Origin of the sequence: Micromonospora mangrovicola, from assembly GCF_047200535.1 — a bacterium.
Taxonomy (GTDB): domain Bacteria; phylum Actinomycetota; class Actinomycetes; order Mycobacteriales; family Micromonosporaceae; genus Micromonospora.
This window is the reverse complement of the sequence record NZ_JBJZOG010000004.1, coordinates 124,851-140,179: the sequence shown is the minus strand read 5'-3', so window position 1 is coordinate 140,179 and position 15,329 is coordinate 124,851. Positions and strand designations below refer to the sequence as shown.

The 15,329-nt window shown below is 72.2% G+C and carries 17 protein-coding genes; 13 read left to right on the top strand and 4 right to left on the bottom strand.

Annotated features, from left to right (window positions below):
• Nucleotides 1-151: 151 nt before the first annotated feature.
• The 4 genes from nrdR to ACL02O_RS03145 all read left to right on the top strand — a co-directional run bounded on the left by nrdR (nt 152) and on the right by ACL02O_RS03145 (nt 5,162).
• A complete protein-coding gene (nrdR, locus tag ACL02O_RS03160; protein WP_412816393.1) occupies nt 152-652 on the top strand; it encodes a transcriptional regulator NrdR in 501 nt (166 codons plus the stop codon).
• 34 nt (nt 653-686) lie between these two features.
• Nucleotides 687-3,578, top strand: coding sequence for a vitamin B12-dependent ribonucleotide reductase (locus ACL02O_RS03155; protein ID WP_412816392.1), 2,892 nt, complete (start codon nt 687-689; stop codon nt 3,576-3,578).
• A gap of 96 nt (nt 3,579-3,674) precedes the next feature.
• Entirely contained in the window at nt 3,675-4,136 is a 462-nt protein-coding gene (locus ACL02O_RS03150; protein WP_412816391.1) for a GNAT family N-acetyltransferase, read from the top strand.
• A gap of 90 nt (nt 4,137-4,226) precedes the next feature.
• The gene (locus ACL02O_RS03145; protein WP_412816390.1) at nt 4,227-5,162 is read left to right on the top strand and encodes a DUF2332 domain-containing protein; all 936 of its coding nucleotides are present in this window, start codon (nt 4,227-4,229) and stop codon (nt 5,160-5,162) included.
• 45 nt (nt 5,163-5,207) lie between these two features.
• Here ACL02O_RS03145 and ACL02O_RS03140 read toward each other — a convergent pair whose 3' ends face one another.
• Nucleotides 5,208-5,417, bottom strand: coding sequence for a helix-turn-helix transcriptional regulator (locus ACL02O_RS03140; protein WP_412816389.1), 210 nt, complete (start codon nt 5,415-5,417; stop codon nt 5,208-5,210).
• Nucleotides 5,418-5,514: 97 nt separating this feature from the next.
• On the opposite strand from ACL02O_RS03140, the gene ACL02O_RS03135 reads away from it, so the two are divergent.
• Genes ACL02O_RS03135 through ACL02O_RS03125 form a run of 3 tightly spaced genes read left to right on the top strand, consistent with a single transcriptional unit; the run spans nt 5,515 to nt 6,094 of the window.
• On the top strand, nt 5,515-5,703 hold the full coding sequence (locus ACL02O_RS03135; protein ID WP_412816388.1) for a hypothetical protein: 189 nt from the start codon (nt 5,515-5,517) through the stop codon (nt 5,701-5,703).
• Entirely contained in the window at nt 5,700-5,879 is a 180-nt protein-coding gene (locus ACL02O_RS03130; RefSeq protein ID WP_412816387.1) for a hypothetical protein, read from the top strand. The genes ACL02O_RS03135 and ACL02O_RS03130 overlap by 4 nt, the downstream gene beginning before the upstream one ends.
• Entirely contained in the window at nt 5,876-6,094 is a 219-nt protein-coding gene (locus ACL02O_RS03125; protein WP_412816386.1) for a hypothetical protein, read from the top strand. Before ACL02O_RS03130 ends, ACL02O_RS03125 begins: the two co-directional genes overlap by 4 nt.
• A 3-nt stretch (nt 6,095-6,097) precedes the next feature.
• Here the strand turns inward: ACL02O_RS03125 and ACL02O_RS03120 are convergent, their stop codons facing one another.
• Together ACL02O_RS03120 and ACL02O_RS03115 are read right to left on the bottom strand one after the other, a co-directional pair.
• Nucleotides 6,098-7,279, bottom strand: coding sequence for an RNA polymerase sigma factor (locus ACL02O_RS03120; RefSeq protein ID WP_412816411.1), 1,182 nt, complete (start codon nt 7,277-7,279; stop codon nt 6,098-6,100).
• Nucleotides 7,280-7,344: 65 nt separating this feature from the next.
• Nucleotides 7,345-7,686, bottom strand: coding sequence for a YciI family protein (locus ACL02O_RS03115; RefSeq protein WP_412816385.1), 342 nt, complete (start codon nt 7,684-7,686; stop codon nt 7,345-7,347).
• Nucleotides 7,687-8,135: 449 nt separating this feature from the next.
• Between ACL02O_RS03115 and ACL02O_RS03110 the strand changes: the two genes are divergently transcribed.
• The 6 genes from ACL02O_RS03110 (at nt 8,136) to ACL02O_RS03085 (ending at nt 14,560) form a co-directional block, all read left to right on the top strand.
• Nucleotides 8,136-9,092, top strand: a complete 957-nt coding sequence (locus ACL02O_RS03110; protein ID WP_412816384.1) for a calcium/sodium antiporter — start codon at nt 8,136-8,138, stop codon at nt 9,090-9,092.
• A 179-nt stretch (nt 9,093-9,271) separates the two neighbouring features.
• Nucleotides 9,272-11,662, top strand: a complete 2,391-nt coding sequence (locus ACL02O_RS03105; RefSeq protein WP_412816383.1) for a glycoside hydrolase family 65 protein — start codon at nt 9,272-9,274, stop codon at nt 11,660-11,662.
• A 111-nt stretch (nt 11,663-11,773) separates the two neighbouring features.
• On the top strand, nt 11,774-12,427 hold the full coding sequence (locus tag ACL02O_RS03100) for a class I SAM-dependent DNA methyltransferase (protein ID WP_412816382.1): 654 nt from the start codon (nt 11,774-11,776) through the stop codon (nt 12,425-12,427).
• Nucleotides 12,428-12,466: 39 nt separating this feature from the next.
• Nucleotides 12,467-13,444: an asparaginase domain-containing protein gene (locus ACL02O_RS03095; RefSeq protein WP_412816381.1), complete on the top strand. Its 978-nt coding sequence runs from the start codon at nt 12,467-12,469 to the stop codon at nt 13,442-13,444.
• A 105-nt stretch (nt 13,445-13,549) separates the two neighbouring features.
• The gene (locus tag ACL02O_RS03090; RefSeq protein ID WP_412816380.1) at nt 13,550-13,792 is read left to right on the top strand and encodes a DUF5522 domain-containing protein; all 243 of its coding nucleotides are present in this window, start codon (nt 13,550-13,552) and stop codon (nt 13,790-13,792) included.
• 219 nt (nt 13,793-14,011) lie between these two features.
• Nucleotides 14,012-14,560, top strand: a complete 549-nt coding sequence (locus ACL02O_RS03085; protein ID WP_412816379.1) for a hypothetical protein — start codon at nt 14,012-14,014, stop codon at nt 14,558-14,560.
• Nucleotides 14,561-14,585: 25 nt separating this feature from the next.
• On the opposite strand, the gene ACL02O_RS03080 is transcribed toward ACL02O_RS03085, so the two are convergent.
• Nucleotides 14,586-15,272 carry a metal-dependent transcriptional regulator gene (locus ACL02O_RS03080; protein WP_412816378.1) on the bottom strand — a complete coding sequence of 229 codons (687 nt, stop codon included), beginning with the start codon at nt 15,270-15,272 and terminating at the stop codon, nt 14,586-14,588.
• Between the last annotated feature and the right edge of the window lie 57 nt (nt 15,273-15,329).

Sequence of the window (15,329 nt, the reverse complement as noted above, 5' to 3'; positions counted from 1 at the left end):
CACGGGCGTAAGTCGCCTACAGGTTGGGTTCAGCTACCGAACGCACTCCCGTACTGTCTACCCGGCGTCAGCCATCGGTGATGGCTTCGTCGCGGTGACGCGTGCCCGGGATCCGGTCGGTGCGCCCGCGGTCGATGAAGGAGGTAAGGCGATGCGGTGTCCGTACTGCCGGCACGCCGACTCCCGGGTGGTCGACTCGCGGGAAGCCGACGACGGCCAGCTCATCCGACGGCGGCGGTCCTGCCCGGAGTGCGGCAAGCGGTTCACCACCGTCGAGGAGGCGGTGCTCGCGGTGGTCAAGCGCAGCGGGGTGACCGAGCCGTTCAGCCGTACGAAGATCATCGGCGGGGTGCGCAAGGCGTGCCAGGGCCGCCCGGTCGACGACGACTCCATCGCGCTGCTGGCGCAGAAGGTCGAGGAGACCGTGCGGGCCAAGGGGGCCGCCGAGCTTCCCAGCCACGAGGTCGGGCTGGCCATCCTGGGGCCGCTGCGCGACCTGGACGAGGTGGCCTACCTGCGCTTCGCCAGCGTCTACCGATCCTTCGACTCGCTCGCCGACTTCGAGCGCGAGATCGAGACGCTGCGCGCCGCCGCGCGCGCCCGGGAGGGCGCCGGCGCCGAGGCGGCCGAGGTCGCCGGCGCGACCAGTTGAGTTTTTTCGGATTTCTGACAGTTGAGGATGCGCGGTGGGTGACCGCGTTGACGAGGGGGGCGAGGGCGTGACGACCAGCAAGTCACGGAACAAGGCCGGGGCCGGGCTGAAGATCGAACGCGTCTGGACGACCGAGGGGGTGCATCCCTACGACGAGGTCAGCTGGGAGCGCCGCGACGTCGTGATGACGAACTGGCGGGACGGCTCGATCAACTTCGAGCAGCGCGGGGTGGAGTTCCCCGAGTCCTGGTCGGTCAACGCGGCCAACATCGTGACCACGAAGTACTTCCGGGGCGCGGTGGGGACCCCGGAGCGGGAGTGGTCGCTCAGGCAGCTCATCGACCGGGTGGTCGACACCTACCGCACCGCCGGTGAGGAGTACGGCTACTTCGCCAACCCGGCCGACGCCGAGGTGTTCGCGCACGAGCTGACCTGGATGCTGCTGCACCAGGTGTTCAGCTTCAACTCGCCGGTCTGGTTCAACGTGGGCACGCCGTCGCCGCAGCAGGTCAGCGCGTGCTTCATCCTGGCCGTCGACGACTCGATGGACTCCATCCTGGACTGGTACAAGGAGGAGGGGCTGATCTTCCAGGGCGGCTCCGGCTCCGGCGCCAACCTGTCCCGGATCCGATCCTCCAAGGAGCTGCTCTCCTCCGGCGGCACCGCCTCCGGCCCGGTCAGCTTCATGCGCGGCGCGGACGCGAGCGCCGGCACCATCAAGTCCGGCGGGGCCACCCGGCGGGCGGCGAAGATGGTCATCCTCGACGTGGACCACCCCGACATCGAGGAGTTCGTGGTCACCAAGGCGCGCGAGGAGGACAAGATCCGCGCGCTGCGGGACGCCGGCTTCGACATGGACCTGGGCGGCGCCGACATCGTCAGCGTGCAGTACCAGAACGCCAACAACTCCGTCCGGGTCTCCGACGAGTTCATGACCGCCGTGGAGAACGACGGCACCTTCGGTCTGCGCGGCCGGCTCGACGGGCAGGTCATCGAGACGGTCGACGCCAAGAAGCTGTTCCGCACCATCTCCCAGGCCGCCTGGGAGTGCGCCGACCCCGGCCTGCAGTACGACGACACCATCAACGACTGGCACACCTGCCCGGAGACCGGGCGGATCACCGCGTCGAACCCGTGCTCGGAGTACCTGCACCTGGACAACTCCTCGTGCAACCTGGCCTCGCTGAACCTGATGAAGTTCCTCCGCGCCGACGGCGGCTTCGAGGTGGAGAAGTTCGTCAAGAGCGTCGAGTTCGTCATCACCGCGATGGACATCTCGATCTGCTTCGCCGACTTCCCGACCGAGAAGATCGGCGAGACCACCCGCGCCTACCGGCAGCTCGGCATCGGCTACGCCAACCTGGGCGCCCTGCTGATGGCCTCCGGCCTGCCGTACGACTCGGACCAGGGCCGGGAGGTCGCCGCGGCGATCACCGCGCTGATGACCGGCACCGCGTACCGCCGCTCGGCCGAGCTGGCCGGCATCGTGGGCCCGTACGACGGCTACGCCCGCAACGCCGAGGCGCACAAGCGGGTCATGCGCAAGCACGCCGCCGCCAACGACGCGATCAAGCCGACCGGCACCGTGGCCACCGCCGTGCAGCGCGAGGCGACGAAGCAGTGGACGCTGGGCAACAAGGTCGGTGACAAGTTCGGCTGGCGGAACTCGCAGGCCAGCGTGCTCGCCCCGACCGGCACCATCGGCCTGATGATGGACTGCGACACCACCGGTGTCGAGCCGGACCTGGCCCTGGTCAAGTTCAAGAAGCTGGTCGGCGGCGGCTCGATGCAGATCGTCAACCAGACCGTGCCGCGCGCCCTGCGCAGCCTCGGCTACCCCGAGGAGCAGGTCGAGGCGATCGTCGAGCACATCGCCGACCACGGCCACGTGGTCGACGCCCCCGGCCTCAAGCCGGAGCACTACCCGGTCTTCGACTGCGCCATGGGCGAGCGCTCCATCGCGCCGATGGGCCACGTGCGGATGATGGCGGCCGTTCAGCCGTTCATCTCCGGCGCCATCTCCAAGACGGTCAACATGCCGGAGCAGGCGACCGTCGAGGACGTCGAGAAGATCTACTTCGAGGGCTGGAAGCTCGGCCTCAAGGCGCTGGCGATCTACCGGGACAACTGCAAGGTCGGCCAGCCGCTGTCGGCGGCGAAGAAGAACAAGGCCACCGCCGAGGCCCCGGCCGCCGAGGTCGAGAAGGTCGTGGAGAAGGTCGTCGAGTACCGGCCGGTGCGCAAGCGGCTGCCGAAGAAGCGCCCGTCGCAGACCATCTCCTTCTCGGTCGGCGGCGCCGAGGGTTACCTCACCGCCTCGTCCTACCCGGATGACGGCCTCGGCGAGGTCTTCCTCAAGATGTCGAAGCAGGGCTCGACCCTGGCCGGCGTGATGGACGCCTTCTCGGTGGCCATCTCCATCGGTCTCCAGTACGGCGTCCCGCTGGAGACGTACGTCAGCAAGTTCACCAACATGCGCTTCGAGCCGGCCGGCATGACCGACGACCCGGACGTGCGGATGGCGGCCTCGGTGATGGACTACATCTTCCGTCGCCTGGCCCTGGACTTCCTGCCGTACGAGCGCCGCGCGGAGCTGGGCATCTTCACCGCCAAGGAGCGGGCGGCCCAGCTGGCGGCCGAGGCGGAGGCGGAGGCGAACGGTGCGGACCTCACCGCGATGGCCGCCTCCGCCCCGGTCGCGACGCCCGAGCCGAAGGCCGGTCCGGTCGCCCAGCCGGCGCAGGAGATGGCGGACATCGCCGCCGCCAAGCCGGCGCCGTCGGTCGGCTCCAGCACCGAGCTGCTGGAGGCCGTGATCGGCAAGGCCGCGGACGCGCCGCTCTGCTTCACCTGCGGTACGAAGATGCGGCCGGCCGGCAGCTGCTACGTCTGCGAGGGCTGCGGCTCGACCAGCGGCTGCAGCTGACGTAGGACCGTCTCACGCGGGCGCGGCAGGTTCTCCCTGCCGCGCCCGCGGCGTCGCTGCCACACAGCTGAAACACGGGCGCGACAGAATGCCGCCATGCAGTTGATCATTGAGCGTGCCGACTTCACCGACCACCGCCTGGGCGAGTTCCTGCGGGCACACCTTGCCGACCTCGCCCCCACGGCCCCGGTGGAGAGTCGCCACGCCCTGGACCTGCGCGGACTCCAGACCCCGGAGGTCCGGCTGTGGGTCGCCTTCCTGGACGGACAGCTGGTCGGGACCGGCGCTCTCGCGGCGGTCGAGCCGGGACACGAAGAACTCAAGAGCATGCGCACGGACCCGCGACAGCGCGGTCAGGGGATCGCCACCCGGATCCTTGTGCATCTGCTCGGGGACGCCCGCGGACGCGGGATCCGCCGGATCTCCCTGGAAACCGGAAGCATGGACTTCTTCGTGCCGGCACGGTCGCTGTATGCGAAGGCAGGGTTCGTGCCCTGCGCTCCCTTCGGCCGTTACGCGCAGGACCCCAACAGCGTCTTCCTGACGAAGATCCTCTGACGGGCACCGCGCTCACCGGGCGGCTGCGACGCGACCCGGCTCACATCGCGGGGGACATCCTGTTCCACTCCCGGCTGGAATGCTCGGGCCATGAGCACTGCTGACGTCTACGCGCGGTTCGCCGCCCGCGAGGCGCGGGGCGCGTCCCCGGCGTACGAGCGCCTGGCGCGCGCGGTCTCCCGCGACCACGCCCTGCTCGCCCTGCTCGACGCGCTCCCGCCGGCCAAGCGGCAACCGAACCTGCTGTTCGGCGTCGTACGGCTGCTCGGCGGTCCGGTCGACGACCCGGCCGCCTTCCACGACCACGTCGTGGCGAACTGGCCGGCGATCGAGGCGCAGATCCGGGGCCGGGCGACCCAGACCAACGAGGCCGGGCGGTGTGCCGTACTCCTGCCGGTGCTGGCGTCGCTGCCGCAGCCGCTCGCGCTGCTGGAGGTCGGCGCGTCCGCCGGCCTCTGCCTCTACCCCGACCGGTACGCGTACCGCTACGGCGACCATCTGCTCGGCGACGGCGCTCCGGTGCTCGACTGCACGCTCACCGGCACGTCCCCGCCGGATCGGCTGCCGGAGGTGGTGTGGCGGGCCGGGCTGGACCTCAACCCCCTCGACGTGACCGACGCCGACGACTACGCCTGGTTGGACGCCCTGATCTGGCCGGAGCACACGCACCGCCGGGAACGGCTGTGCGCGGCGGCGACCGTTGCCGCCGCCGATCCGCCGCTGCTCGTCCGCGGTGACCTGGCGACGGACCTGCCGGCGCTGGCCGCGCAGGCCCCGCCCGACGCGACCCTCGTGGTGTTCCACACCTCGGTGCTGTATCTGGTGCCGCTGCCCGGGCGGGCCGCGTTCGTCGAGGTGGTACGCGCCCTGCCCGGGCACTGGATCGCGAACGAGGATCCGAGGGTGTTGCCGTACGAGGCGTTGCCCGAACCACCGGCCGGGGCGTTCCACAACGTGCTCGGGCTCGACGGGACACCGCTCGCCTGGACCTGGGGGCACGGGCAGGCCATCACCTGGTTCGGCTAGCGCTGCGGTCGCTCTCTCGTCGCGCCTCGTCGAGGAGACATCCGCTCAGCGTTCCTCGTCGCCGTCCGTGGGGCGGGGTGGGCGGTTGTGGCGCGCCCATTCGTCCACCTCGTCCGCGTCCCAGACGGTCATCCCGATCAGTCGGGCGACGGGCTCGGGGAAGCCGGGCCTGCGAGTGATCTGTAGGACCCGCTGACGCGACACGCCGAACAACACGGCCAACTCGCCGGGTCCGTACAAGCGCGGTCGCGTCACGGCCTGAAAGTAGGCGCGTCTTTCCCTGTACAATCGTCACTTACAGATTGACAACCCGTCCGGGTGTAGCGGGTGCGCCGGATCGCAGGGAGGCCGGATGCCCAAGCGCGTGTCGTACGACGACTACGTGCTCGCGGTCGCGCTGACCCTGGCTCGCCGGCACCGTCCGGTGTGGTCGTGGCGGCTCTGGCGTCGGGCCTGCCGCTGCGGCGCGGAGCTGCCCTGCCGTGCCCGGCACCGCATCCCGATCCGACGCGGCCACTGGCCGGGGGAGGAACAGGCGTGACCGAGCTTCAGGTCCAGCAGATCCTGTCGGCGCACCTGCCCGGCGTCGACGGGCTCTGCACCGGCTGCCGGTGGTGGTGGGCGCGGCTGGCCCCGTACCCCTGTTATCAGGCGGACTGGGCCTGCCGCTGGCGCGCCCGCGTCGGCACCCGGCGCTTCCTGGACGGACCGGCGTGACGACGCACGGCCCGGTGCTGCCGACCTGGAGCTGCGGCGGCTGCGGCGGCCCGTGGCCCTGCGCGACCCGGCGCGGCGAGTTGCGGGCCGAGTTCGCGGGCGCGCCGGTCTCGCTCGCCCTCTACATGGGCTCCTACCTGGTGTGGGCGGCCGAGGATCTGACCTGGGTGCCGGCGGGGCTGTTGCACCGCCGGTTCCTGGGGTGGATCCGGTGACGGTCAGGCGGTGACCTCCGCGAGCCGGCCGGTGAGGAAGGCACGTTCGGCGTCGTTGTCGACCAGGTCCAGCGCCGCGCGGTACGCCTCGGCCGCCTCCTCGGGCCGGTCGAGCCGGCGCAGCAGGTCGGCGCGGATCGCCGGCAGGTAGTGGTAGCCGGCCAGCCGGGCGTCCCCGCCGAGGGCGTCGACCTCGGTCAGGGCCGCCGCCGGGCCGTCGACCATGGACACCGCCACCGTCCGGTTCAGCGCGACCACCGGGGACGGCCAGCGCTTCAGCAGCTCGTCGTAGAGGCGGACGATCTGCGGCCAGTCGGTGGCGGCGTAGCTGGGCGCGACGGCGTGCAGCGACGCGATGGCGGCCTGGAGGGCGTACCCGCCGACCCGGCCGGTCCGGAACGCGCCCAGCACCAGTTGGTTGCCCTCGGCGATGGCCGCCCGGTCCCAGGCCGAGCGGTCCTGCCGCTCCAGGGTGAGCAGCCGCCCCCCGTCGTCGGTGCGGGTGGCCCGGCGGGCGTCGGTGAGCAGCAGCAGCGCGAGCATGCCGCGTACCTCCGGCTCGTCGGGCATCAGGGCCAGCAGCATCCGGGTCAAATGCACGGCCCGGGCCACCAGGTCGGCGCGGACCAGGTCACCGCCGGTCGGCGCGGTGTGCCCGGTGGCGAAGAGCAGGTGGATCACGGTCAGCACCGCGTCCAGCCGTTCGGGCAGCTCAGCGGCCTCGGGCACCCGGTACGGGATCCGCGCCGCCGCGATCTTCTTCTTCGCCCGGGTGACCCGGGCGGCCATCGTGGTCTCGGAGACCAGGAACGCCCGGGCGATGTCGCCCGTGCTCACCCCGCAGACCAGTCGCAGGGTCAGCGCCACCTGGGCCTCCCGCGCGAGGGCCGGGTGGCAGCAGGTGAAGACCAGGCGAAGTCGGTCGTCGGGCACCGCGTCCTCCCCGGGCTCGTCCGGCTTCTCGGCCTCCGCCGGCTCCACCAGCAGCGGCATCTTCGACCGGAACACCTTGTCCCGGCGCAACACGTCGAGGGCCTTGCGCTTCGCCGTGGCGGTCAGCCACGCGCCGGGCCGGTCGGGTACGCCGTCGCGCGCCCACGCCGCCAGCGCGGCCAGGTAGGCGTCCTGCACGCACTCCTCGGCCACGTCGAGGTCACCGGCGACACGCGCCGTCGCGGCGAGCACGAAGGCCCACTCGCGACGGTGCGCGTCGGCGACGGCGCGTTCCGCCGCGGCCGTACCGGCGTCGCTCACTCGGCGGGCGGCTGGAAGAGCGGCCGGACCTCGACCCCGCCGTCGATGGTGGCCGGGTTCAGCTTGGCGATCTTCAGGGCGACGTCCAGGTCGGGGGCCTCCAGGATGTAGAACCCGGCGACGACCTCCTTCGCCTCGATGAACGGGCCGTCGGTGACCAGGTCGCCCCGGATCGCCGTGGCGGTGGTGCTGGGCTGGAGCGCGAACCCCGTGAGGATCTTCCCGCCCAGCTCCTCGACCTGGGCCGGGTAGCGGTCGAGCAGCGCCAGGTAGTCGGGCGTGATCTCCATCGGGTCGGCCGGCGCGGGCGAGTAGACCAGAACTGCGTACTGGGCCATCGGGATCTCCTCAGGTTGTCGTTTCACTCTTCTGTCTCACCGACGGACGGGGCGGGGCGGATTCGACAGCGGTCTGAGAAGATTTTCCCGAGGATCAGGTGGCTGGAAGTCCCGGGGGGCAGGTGGGCCCTGGCTCCCGGGCGAACATGCGCCCGGCTCCTCGCGAACACCACACGCGGTGGCAAGCACATGCAACGGCAGACGGGTCGCGTTCCGGCGCGCCGGCCCCGGTCAGGCTGCCGGCGTCCGCTGCGGCCGGCTACGTACGCCCCGAGGCTCGCCATGCCGGCCATCCCGGCGATGGAGGAGATGTTGACGATGACGCCGCCGCCGGCGCGGCGCAGCGACGGGATGACGGTGTGCATGCCCAGCCACGGCGAGCCTCGTTCCGCTCGCCGTCGGCAGAGCCGTGCTCCGGCTGCGTCGGACCAGTCCCGCACAGTCCCGCGATGAGTGCCTTCGCGCTGATCGCGGCCGGGCTCGTCGCCCTGCTGTTGGGCGCGGAGCTGGTGGTGCGTGGCGGTTCGGAGTTGGCGGGGCGCCTCGGTGTCTCGCCGATGATCATCGGCCTGACCGTGGTGTCCATCGGAACGAGCGCTCCCGAACTCGCCATCGGCGTCGAGGCGGCCCTCGACGGCGTCGGGGAACTCGCGGTCGGCAACGTCGCCGGCACCAACGTCGTCAATCTGCTGCTCATCCTCGGCCTCAGCGCGCTGCTCCGGCCGCTGCCGCTGCCCGCTCAGGCGATGCGCCTCGACCTGCCGGCCACGGCGGTCGCCGCGGTTGTGCTGCTGCTGATGGCCCTCGACGGAACCCTGTCCCATCTCGACGGGGTGTTTCTGCTGCTCGTCGGTCTCGGCTACACCGTTGTCATCGTGCAGGTCGCCCGGCGCGGACGGGACGGCGCCCGCCGGCGTGGCTCACCCTCCGGCGGCAGCTCGGTGCTGGTGGCGACACTCGCGGCCGTCGCACTGTCGACCGGCATCGGATCGGTCGTGGTCGGGGCGGACTGGCTGGTGCACGGGGCAACGGGCGTCGCCCGTCAGCTCGGTGTGTCGGACGCCGTGCTGGGTCTGACCGTCGTGGCCGTCGGCACCTCGGCGCCGGAACTCGTCACCACCCTCGTCGCGACCTTCCGCAACCACCGGGACCTCGCGGTCGGCAATCTGGTCGGCTCCAGCTTCTACAACATCGCGCTCATTCTCGGGACGACGGCGGTCGCGGCTCCGGGCGGCCTCCGGCTGCCGGCGCCGCTGGTCCGGGTCGACCTGTCGGTCATGACCGGCGTCGTCCTCGCCTGCATGCCGGTGTTCCTTCGGGGCCGGCGACTGACGCGCGTCGAAGGTGCTCTCCTCGTCCTCGCGTACAGCGGTTATCTCGCCTATCTCGTCCTGGCCCGCACCTGATCGCCCGCCGGACGCGCGTGTCCCCGGTCCCGGAAGGCGCCGTGCTGCGGCTCGCCCCTCGCCACCGGGAGGCGTCTTTCCGCCGAAACGGCGCACGGAGCGGATCGGGGCGAAGAAACTGGACCGTGGGCCACGAACACGCGAGCGTCGGTCCGGGAGGGAAGCGCGGGAGAGCCCCGATGGACGGCTGGACCTGGTGCTACGAAGGCTACGACCCCGACGGGGAGCGCCTGCGCGAAGTGCTGTGCACCGTCGGCAACGGGTATCTGGCCAGCCGGGGAGCCGCCCCGGAAAGCCGTGCGGACGGCACCCACTACCCCGGGACCTACGCCGCCGGCATCTACAACCGGCGGGCCAGCGAGGTCGCGGGCCACCAGGTCGACAACGAGAGCCTGGTCAATCTGCCGAACTGGCTGCCGTTGACCTTTCGGATCGACGGCGGGCCGTGGTTCGACCTCGACAGCGTGGACATCCTGGAATATCGCCAGGTCTTGGACCTGCGCCAGGCGACCTTGCGCCGCCACGTGCGCTTCCGGGACGACCACGGTCGCACCACCACCGTCAGCCAGCGCCGCTTCGTGCACATGCGGTTCCGGCACGCCTGCGTGCTGGAATGCACGCTCACGGCCGAGGACTGGTCCGGACACCTGGCGGTCCGGTCGGCGCTCGACGGCAGGGTGCGGAACACACTGGTCGGCCGGTACCGAGGACTCGCGACTGATCATCTCCGGCCGGTGCGGACGGCCGAGCTGTCCGAGGACGCCGTCCTGCTCGAGGTGCAGACCAACCAGTCCCACGTCAGGGTGGCCATGGCGGCCAGGACGACCGTGCACGGCGGCGGCGAACCCGACCACCACCGACAGTTGGTCACCCGCGAAGGATGGATCGGCCACGACATCGGGGTCCGGCTCGACGCCGGCGACCAGGTGCGGTTCGAGAAGGTGGTGACCGTCTTCACCAGCCGGGACAGTGCCGTCCTGGAACCCGCCGAGGAGGCCGCGCGGTGGCTGCCCCGGTTGGGTGATGCGGAGTCCCTGCTGGCCGACCACGTCACGACGTGGCGGCACCTGTGGGAGCGGTTCTTCTTCGACACCGGCGACGGTGCCGGGGCGCGGGAACTGCTGCGGATCGTACGGCTGCACCTGCTGCACGTGCTGCAGACCGTGTCGCTCAACACTCTCGACCTCGACGTCGGGGTGCCGCCCCGGGGCCTGCACGGCGAGGCGTACCGTGGCCACATCCTCTGGGACGAGCTCTTCGTCCTGCCCATCCTCAACCTGCGGCTTCCGGTGGTGAGCCGGGCGTTGCTGCTCTACCGGCACCGGCGGCTGCCCGAGGCCCGCCAGGCGGCGCTCGCCGCCGGTTACGCGGGCGCCATGTATCCGTGGCAGTCCGGCAGCGACGGGCGGGAGGAAAGCCAGCGCCTGCACCTCAACCCGGCGTCCGGGCGCTGGATCCCCGATCCCACCCACCTGCAGCGACACGTGGGCATCGCCGTCGCCTACAACGTCTGGCAGTACTATCAGACCACCGGTGACCAGGAGTTCCTCACCCACCACGGCGCTGAGATGCTGCTGGAGACCGCCCGGTTCTGGGCCAGCTTCGCCAACCACGACGCCGAGCGGGACCGGTACGTCGTTCGGGGCGTGATGGGTCCGGACGAGTTCCACTCGGGCCGTCCCGGTGCCGACCACGACGGCATCGACAACAACGCCTACACCAACGTGATGGCGGTGTGGGTGCTCCTGCGGGCGAGGGACGCGCTCGACGCCCTCTCCGCCCAGAGCCGGACGGCGCTGCTCGACACGCTCGGCATCAGCGCCGACGAACTCGACCGTTGGGACCACATCACCCGCCGGATGTTCGTGCCGTTCCACGACGGCGTCATCAGCCAGTTCGAGGGTTACGAGCACCTCGACGAGCTGGACTGGGATGCCTACCGCAGGCGGTACGGCAACATCCAGCGCCTCGACCGCCTCCTCGAGGCCGAGGGTGACGACGTCAACCGCTACAAGGCCTCCAAGCAGGCCGACGTTCTCATGTTGTTCTACCTGTTGTCGGCGGACGAGTTGCGCGACCTGCTCGAGCGGCTGGGGTACCGGCTCGACCCGCCGATGATCCGGCGGACCGTCGACTACTACGTCGCCCGCACCTCGCACGGGTCGACGCTCAGCGCGGTCGTGCACGCCTGGGTCCTCACCCGCGCCCACCGGGAGCGGGGCGTCGAGCTGTTCTACCGCGCACTGCGCGCGGACGTCGACGTGCACGGCGGCACCACCGCCGAGGGGATTCACCTGGCCGCGATGGCGGGCAGTGTGGACCTGCTGCAACGCTGCTTCGCCGGCATCGAGACCCGCCGCGGGCAGCTGTTCCTGAATCCGTACTGGCCGAGGTCGTTGCGCGCGCTCTGCTTCGGCATCCGCTACCGGGGACACGTCCTGACGGTGCGGATCAGCGGGCGGACGGTGCGGATAGCCAGCGCCCCCGGCGGCCAGCAACCGATCCGGGTCTCCTGCCGGACGATGATGGCCGAGCTGAGCCCCGGGTCCCGGCTGTCCTTTGCCTTCTGAGCCCGCCGTCGACCGGCCCGCCCCCCGGTCCTGCTCCGCCCTCCCGCCCGACGGGCCCGCGACGAGACGGGTGCGCGACGGGCAGTCCGGCGGCGAGTAGGGTTTCCGGCCGTGATCGAACCGGACTGGCTGACCGAGACCCGCGCCGCGTACGACACCGTGGCGGTGGACTACGCGCGACTGATCCCCGACGTGGTGGAGGGCCCGCTCGACCGGGGCATGCTGACCGCCTTCGCCGAGCTGGTCGGCCCCGGCCGGCCGGTGCTGGAGGTGGGCTGCGGGACCGGCCGGATCACCGCCCACCTGGCCAGGCTCGGGCTGGACGTCTCCGGAGTCGACCTGTCGCCCGGGATGATCGAGGTGGCCCGCGACACGTACCCGGAGCTGCGTTTCGAGGTCGGCTCGATGACCGAGCTGGCGGCGCCCGGCGACGGTCTCGCCGGGCTGGTCGCCTGGTACTCGATCATCCATCTGCCGCCCGAGCTGCTGCCCGGGGTGTTCGCCGGGTTCCGCCGGGTGCTCGCCCCCGGCGGGCACCTGCTGCTCGCCGTCAAGGCCGGCGACCGGCTGGTCCGCCTGGAGCGGGCGTACGGACACACCGTCTCGTACGACGTGCACTGGCTGCCGCCGGACCGGCTGGCCGCGCAGCTCACCGAGGCCGGGTTCGCCGTGCACGCGACGCTGGTCCGCGAGCCGGAGGGGGCGGACGCGGGACCGCAGGCGTTCCTCCTGGCGAGGCGGCCGGACACGCCGGCCGCCCGGTAGGGTCCATGATCGACTGAAGGTCCGGCGGAAGGAACCGGCATGCGCATCGCGCTCTACACCCTGGGCGGCACCATCGCGATGGCCGGGACCGGCGCCGGGGGAGTGGTCAGCCGGCTCACCGGCGCCGACCTCACCGCCGCCGTACCCGGGCTCGGCGAGATCCCGCTCGACGTGCGGGACGTCGAGGCGGTGCCCAGCGCCGCCCTGGCGTACGGGCAGATCCTGGAGCTGGTCGACGCGGCCGGCGCGGCGGTGACGGGCGGGGCGGCCGGTGTGGTGGTCACCCAGGGCACCGACACCCTGGAGGAGACCGCGTACCTGGCCGACCTGGTGTGGCCGCACCCGGCGCCGCTGGTGTTCACCGGCGCGATGCGCAACCCCACCCTGGCCGGCCCGGACGGCCCGGCGAACCTGCTCGCCGCCGCCCGGGTCGCCGCCGCGCCGGCCGCGCGGGACCTCGGCGTCCTGGTCGCGTTCAACGACGAGATCCACGCCGCCCGGTTCGTCCGCAAGACCCACAGCACCAGTACGGCCACCTTCGCCTCACCCGACGCCGGGCCGCTCGGCCACGTGATCGAGGGCGAGGTACGCCTGCTCACCCGGCCGCCCCGGCACGCGCCGCTGCCGCCGCCGGACGCCGCTCGGCTCGCCGCCACCCGGGTGGCCCTGCACACCGTCACCCTCGACGACGACCCCGCGCTGCTCGACCTGGTCGCCCGCGACCGGGACGGGCTCGTGGTGGCCGGCTTCGGCGTCGGGCACGTGCCCCCGGCGTTCGCCCCGGTGCTCGGCGCCCTCGCCGAGCGGATGCCGGTGGTGCTGACCTCCCGTACCGGGGCGGGTTCGGTGCTGCGGCACACGTACGGGGCGGTCGGCTCGGAGACCGACCTGCGGCGGCGCGGCGTGATCTGGGGCGGGCTGCTCGACCCGTACAAGGCGAAGGTGCTGCTGCGGCTCCTGGTGGCCGGCGGCGCGGGGCCGGCCGAGGTGGCCGAGGCGTTCGCCCGGCACGGCTGAGTCGGTCACGACATCAGCTCGACAGCCTCCGCCGGCTTCCGTCCCTGCCGGCCGGGCCGACCGACTGGGACGGGGGCGGGGGCGGCGGCTCCATAGACTCGCCCGGTGAGCGGAGAGCGACTTCCCCTGGCGGACCGGCCGTTGACCGAGCCGCACCCGTCCCGGCTGCCGCCCGATCACCCGGACCGGGCGCGGATCCTGGCCGCCCACGCGGCGGCGCTGGTCGCCGGGGAGGCCGGCTACCTGGACCCGGCGACCGGGCTCTTCGTGCTCAGCGCCGGCTTCCTGGCCCGGCGCGGCACCTGCTGCGGCCGCGGCTGCCGCCACTGCCCGTACGTGACCGACTGACCGCCGTCGTGATCGGCTCGGATTGCGGCAACCCGCCGTGTCTCGGGCGCGGGAGCGCCCTACCTGCGGCATCCCGAGCCGATCAGGGGCGGCGACGCGGCCGACGGAGGCCCCGGCAGGCGGCCCCTCCCTCCCGGTCTTTCGCGGCGGCGGGGTTGCCCGTACGGTGTCCGACGGACATCCGGCGGGCACCCCGCCGACGACTGCGGAGGTCTCCACGTGCGCGTCCGGACCTGGCTGGCCGCTTCGGCCGTACTCCTGACCGCCGGCTGCGCCGCGGAGCGGCCGCCGGTGGCGGTGCCGGCGGCGGAACCGGTGGCGGTGCCGGCGGACGCGGCCTCCTCGGGCGGGGCGTGCCGGCTGCTCGACTTCGCGGTGATCGCCAAGCACACGGGCGGCAAGTTCGACGTGGCCGCCGCGGTGGACAAGGGCGACACGCACACCTGCGTGGTCCGCACCGAGCAGGCGCTGCTGCCGGAGCTGACCCTCACCGTCACCGACACCTCGATCGACGCGTCCGGCTTCAGCATGGACGTGCTGCCCCGGGGAGCGAAGAAGGTCACCAAGCTGGGCAAGATCGCCTACCGGCGGACGCTGCCGAAGAGCGGCAAGGTCGGACCGGCAGCCGAGGTGGGCTGGCTCGCCACCGAGGGCCGGGTGGCCACCCTGCGCTGGACCTACCCGCCGGCCACCGCCTCAGCGCAGGCGGACAAGCTCGCCACGAAGCTGATCGACCTGGCGAAGGCCCTGGACACCCGCAAGCTCTGACCGGCGGGCCGGCGGGTGAAGGAGCTCAGCGGGCCGCGACGAACACCCGGGAGGCGACCTCGCGGGGCAGCCGGACCCGGTCGCCGGAGCGGTCGATCGACACCCCGTCGCGCTCCTGCGCCACCGTCACCGTGGCGCCCGGGTCGACGCCCGCCGCGTGCAGCTGACGCAGCACGTCCGCGTCGGTCTGCACGCTCTCGCAGATCCGGCGGACCACGACCGGCCCGGTGAGGCCGGGGAAGGCCAGGTTGCGCTCACCGTCGGCCGAATCGGCCTCGGCCGTGCCGGGCTCGCCCAGCTCCTCCAGGCCCGGGATCGGGTTGCCGTACGGCGAGCGGGTCGGGCGGTTGAGCAGGTCGTAGACCCGCTTCTCCACCGCGTCGCTCATCACGTGCTCCCACCGGCAGGCCTCCTCGTGGGCCTCCTCGTAGGGCATCCCGATCACGTTCACCAGCAGCAGCTCGGCCAGCCGGTGCTTGCGCATGACCGAAACGGCGGTGTTGCGGCCCAGCGCGGTGAGCGACAGGTGCCGGTCGCCCTCGACGGTGAGCAGGCCGTCCCGCTCCATCCGGGCGACGGTCTGGCTGACGGTGGGGCCGCTCTGCTTGAGCCGCTCCGCGATCCGGGCGCGCAGCGGGGGCACCCCCTCCTCCTCCAGCTCGAGGATGGTGCGCAGGTACATCTCGGTCGTGTCGACCAGGTCATGCTTCACGTCAGCGGCCTCCCGGTGGTCGATGCTACCCCGGACGTCCGACGATCGACCGCCGGC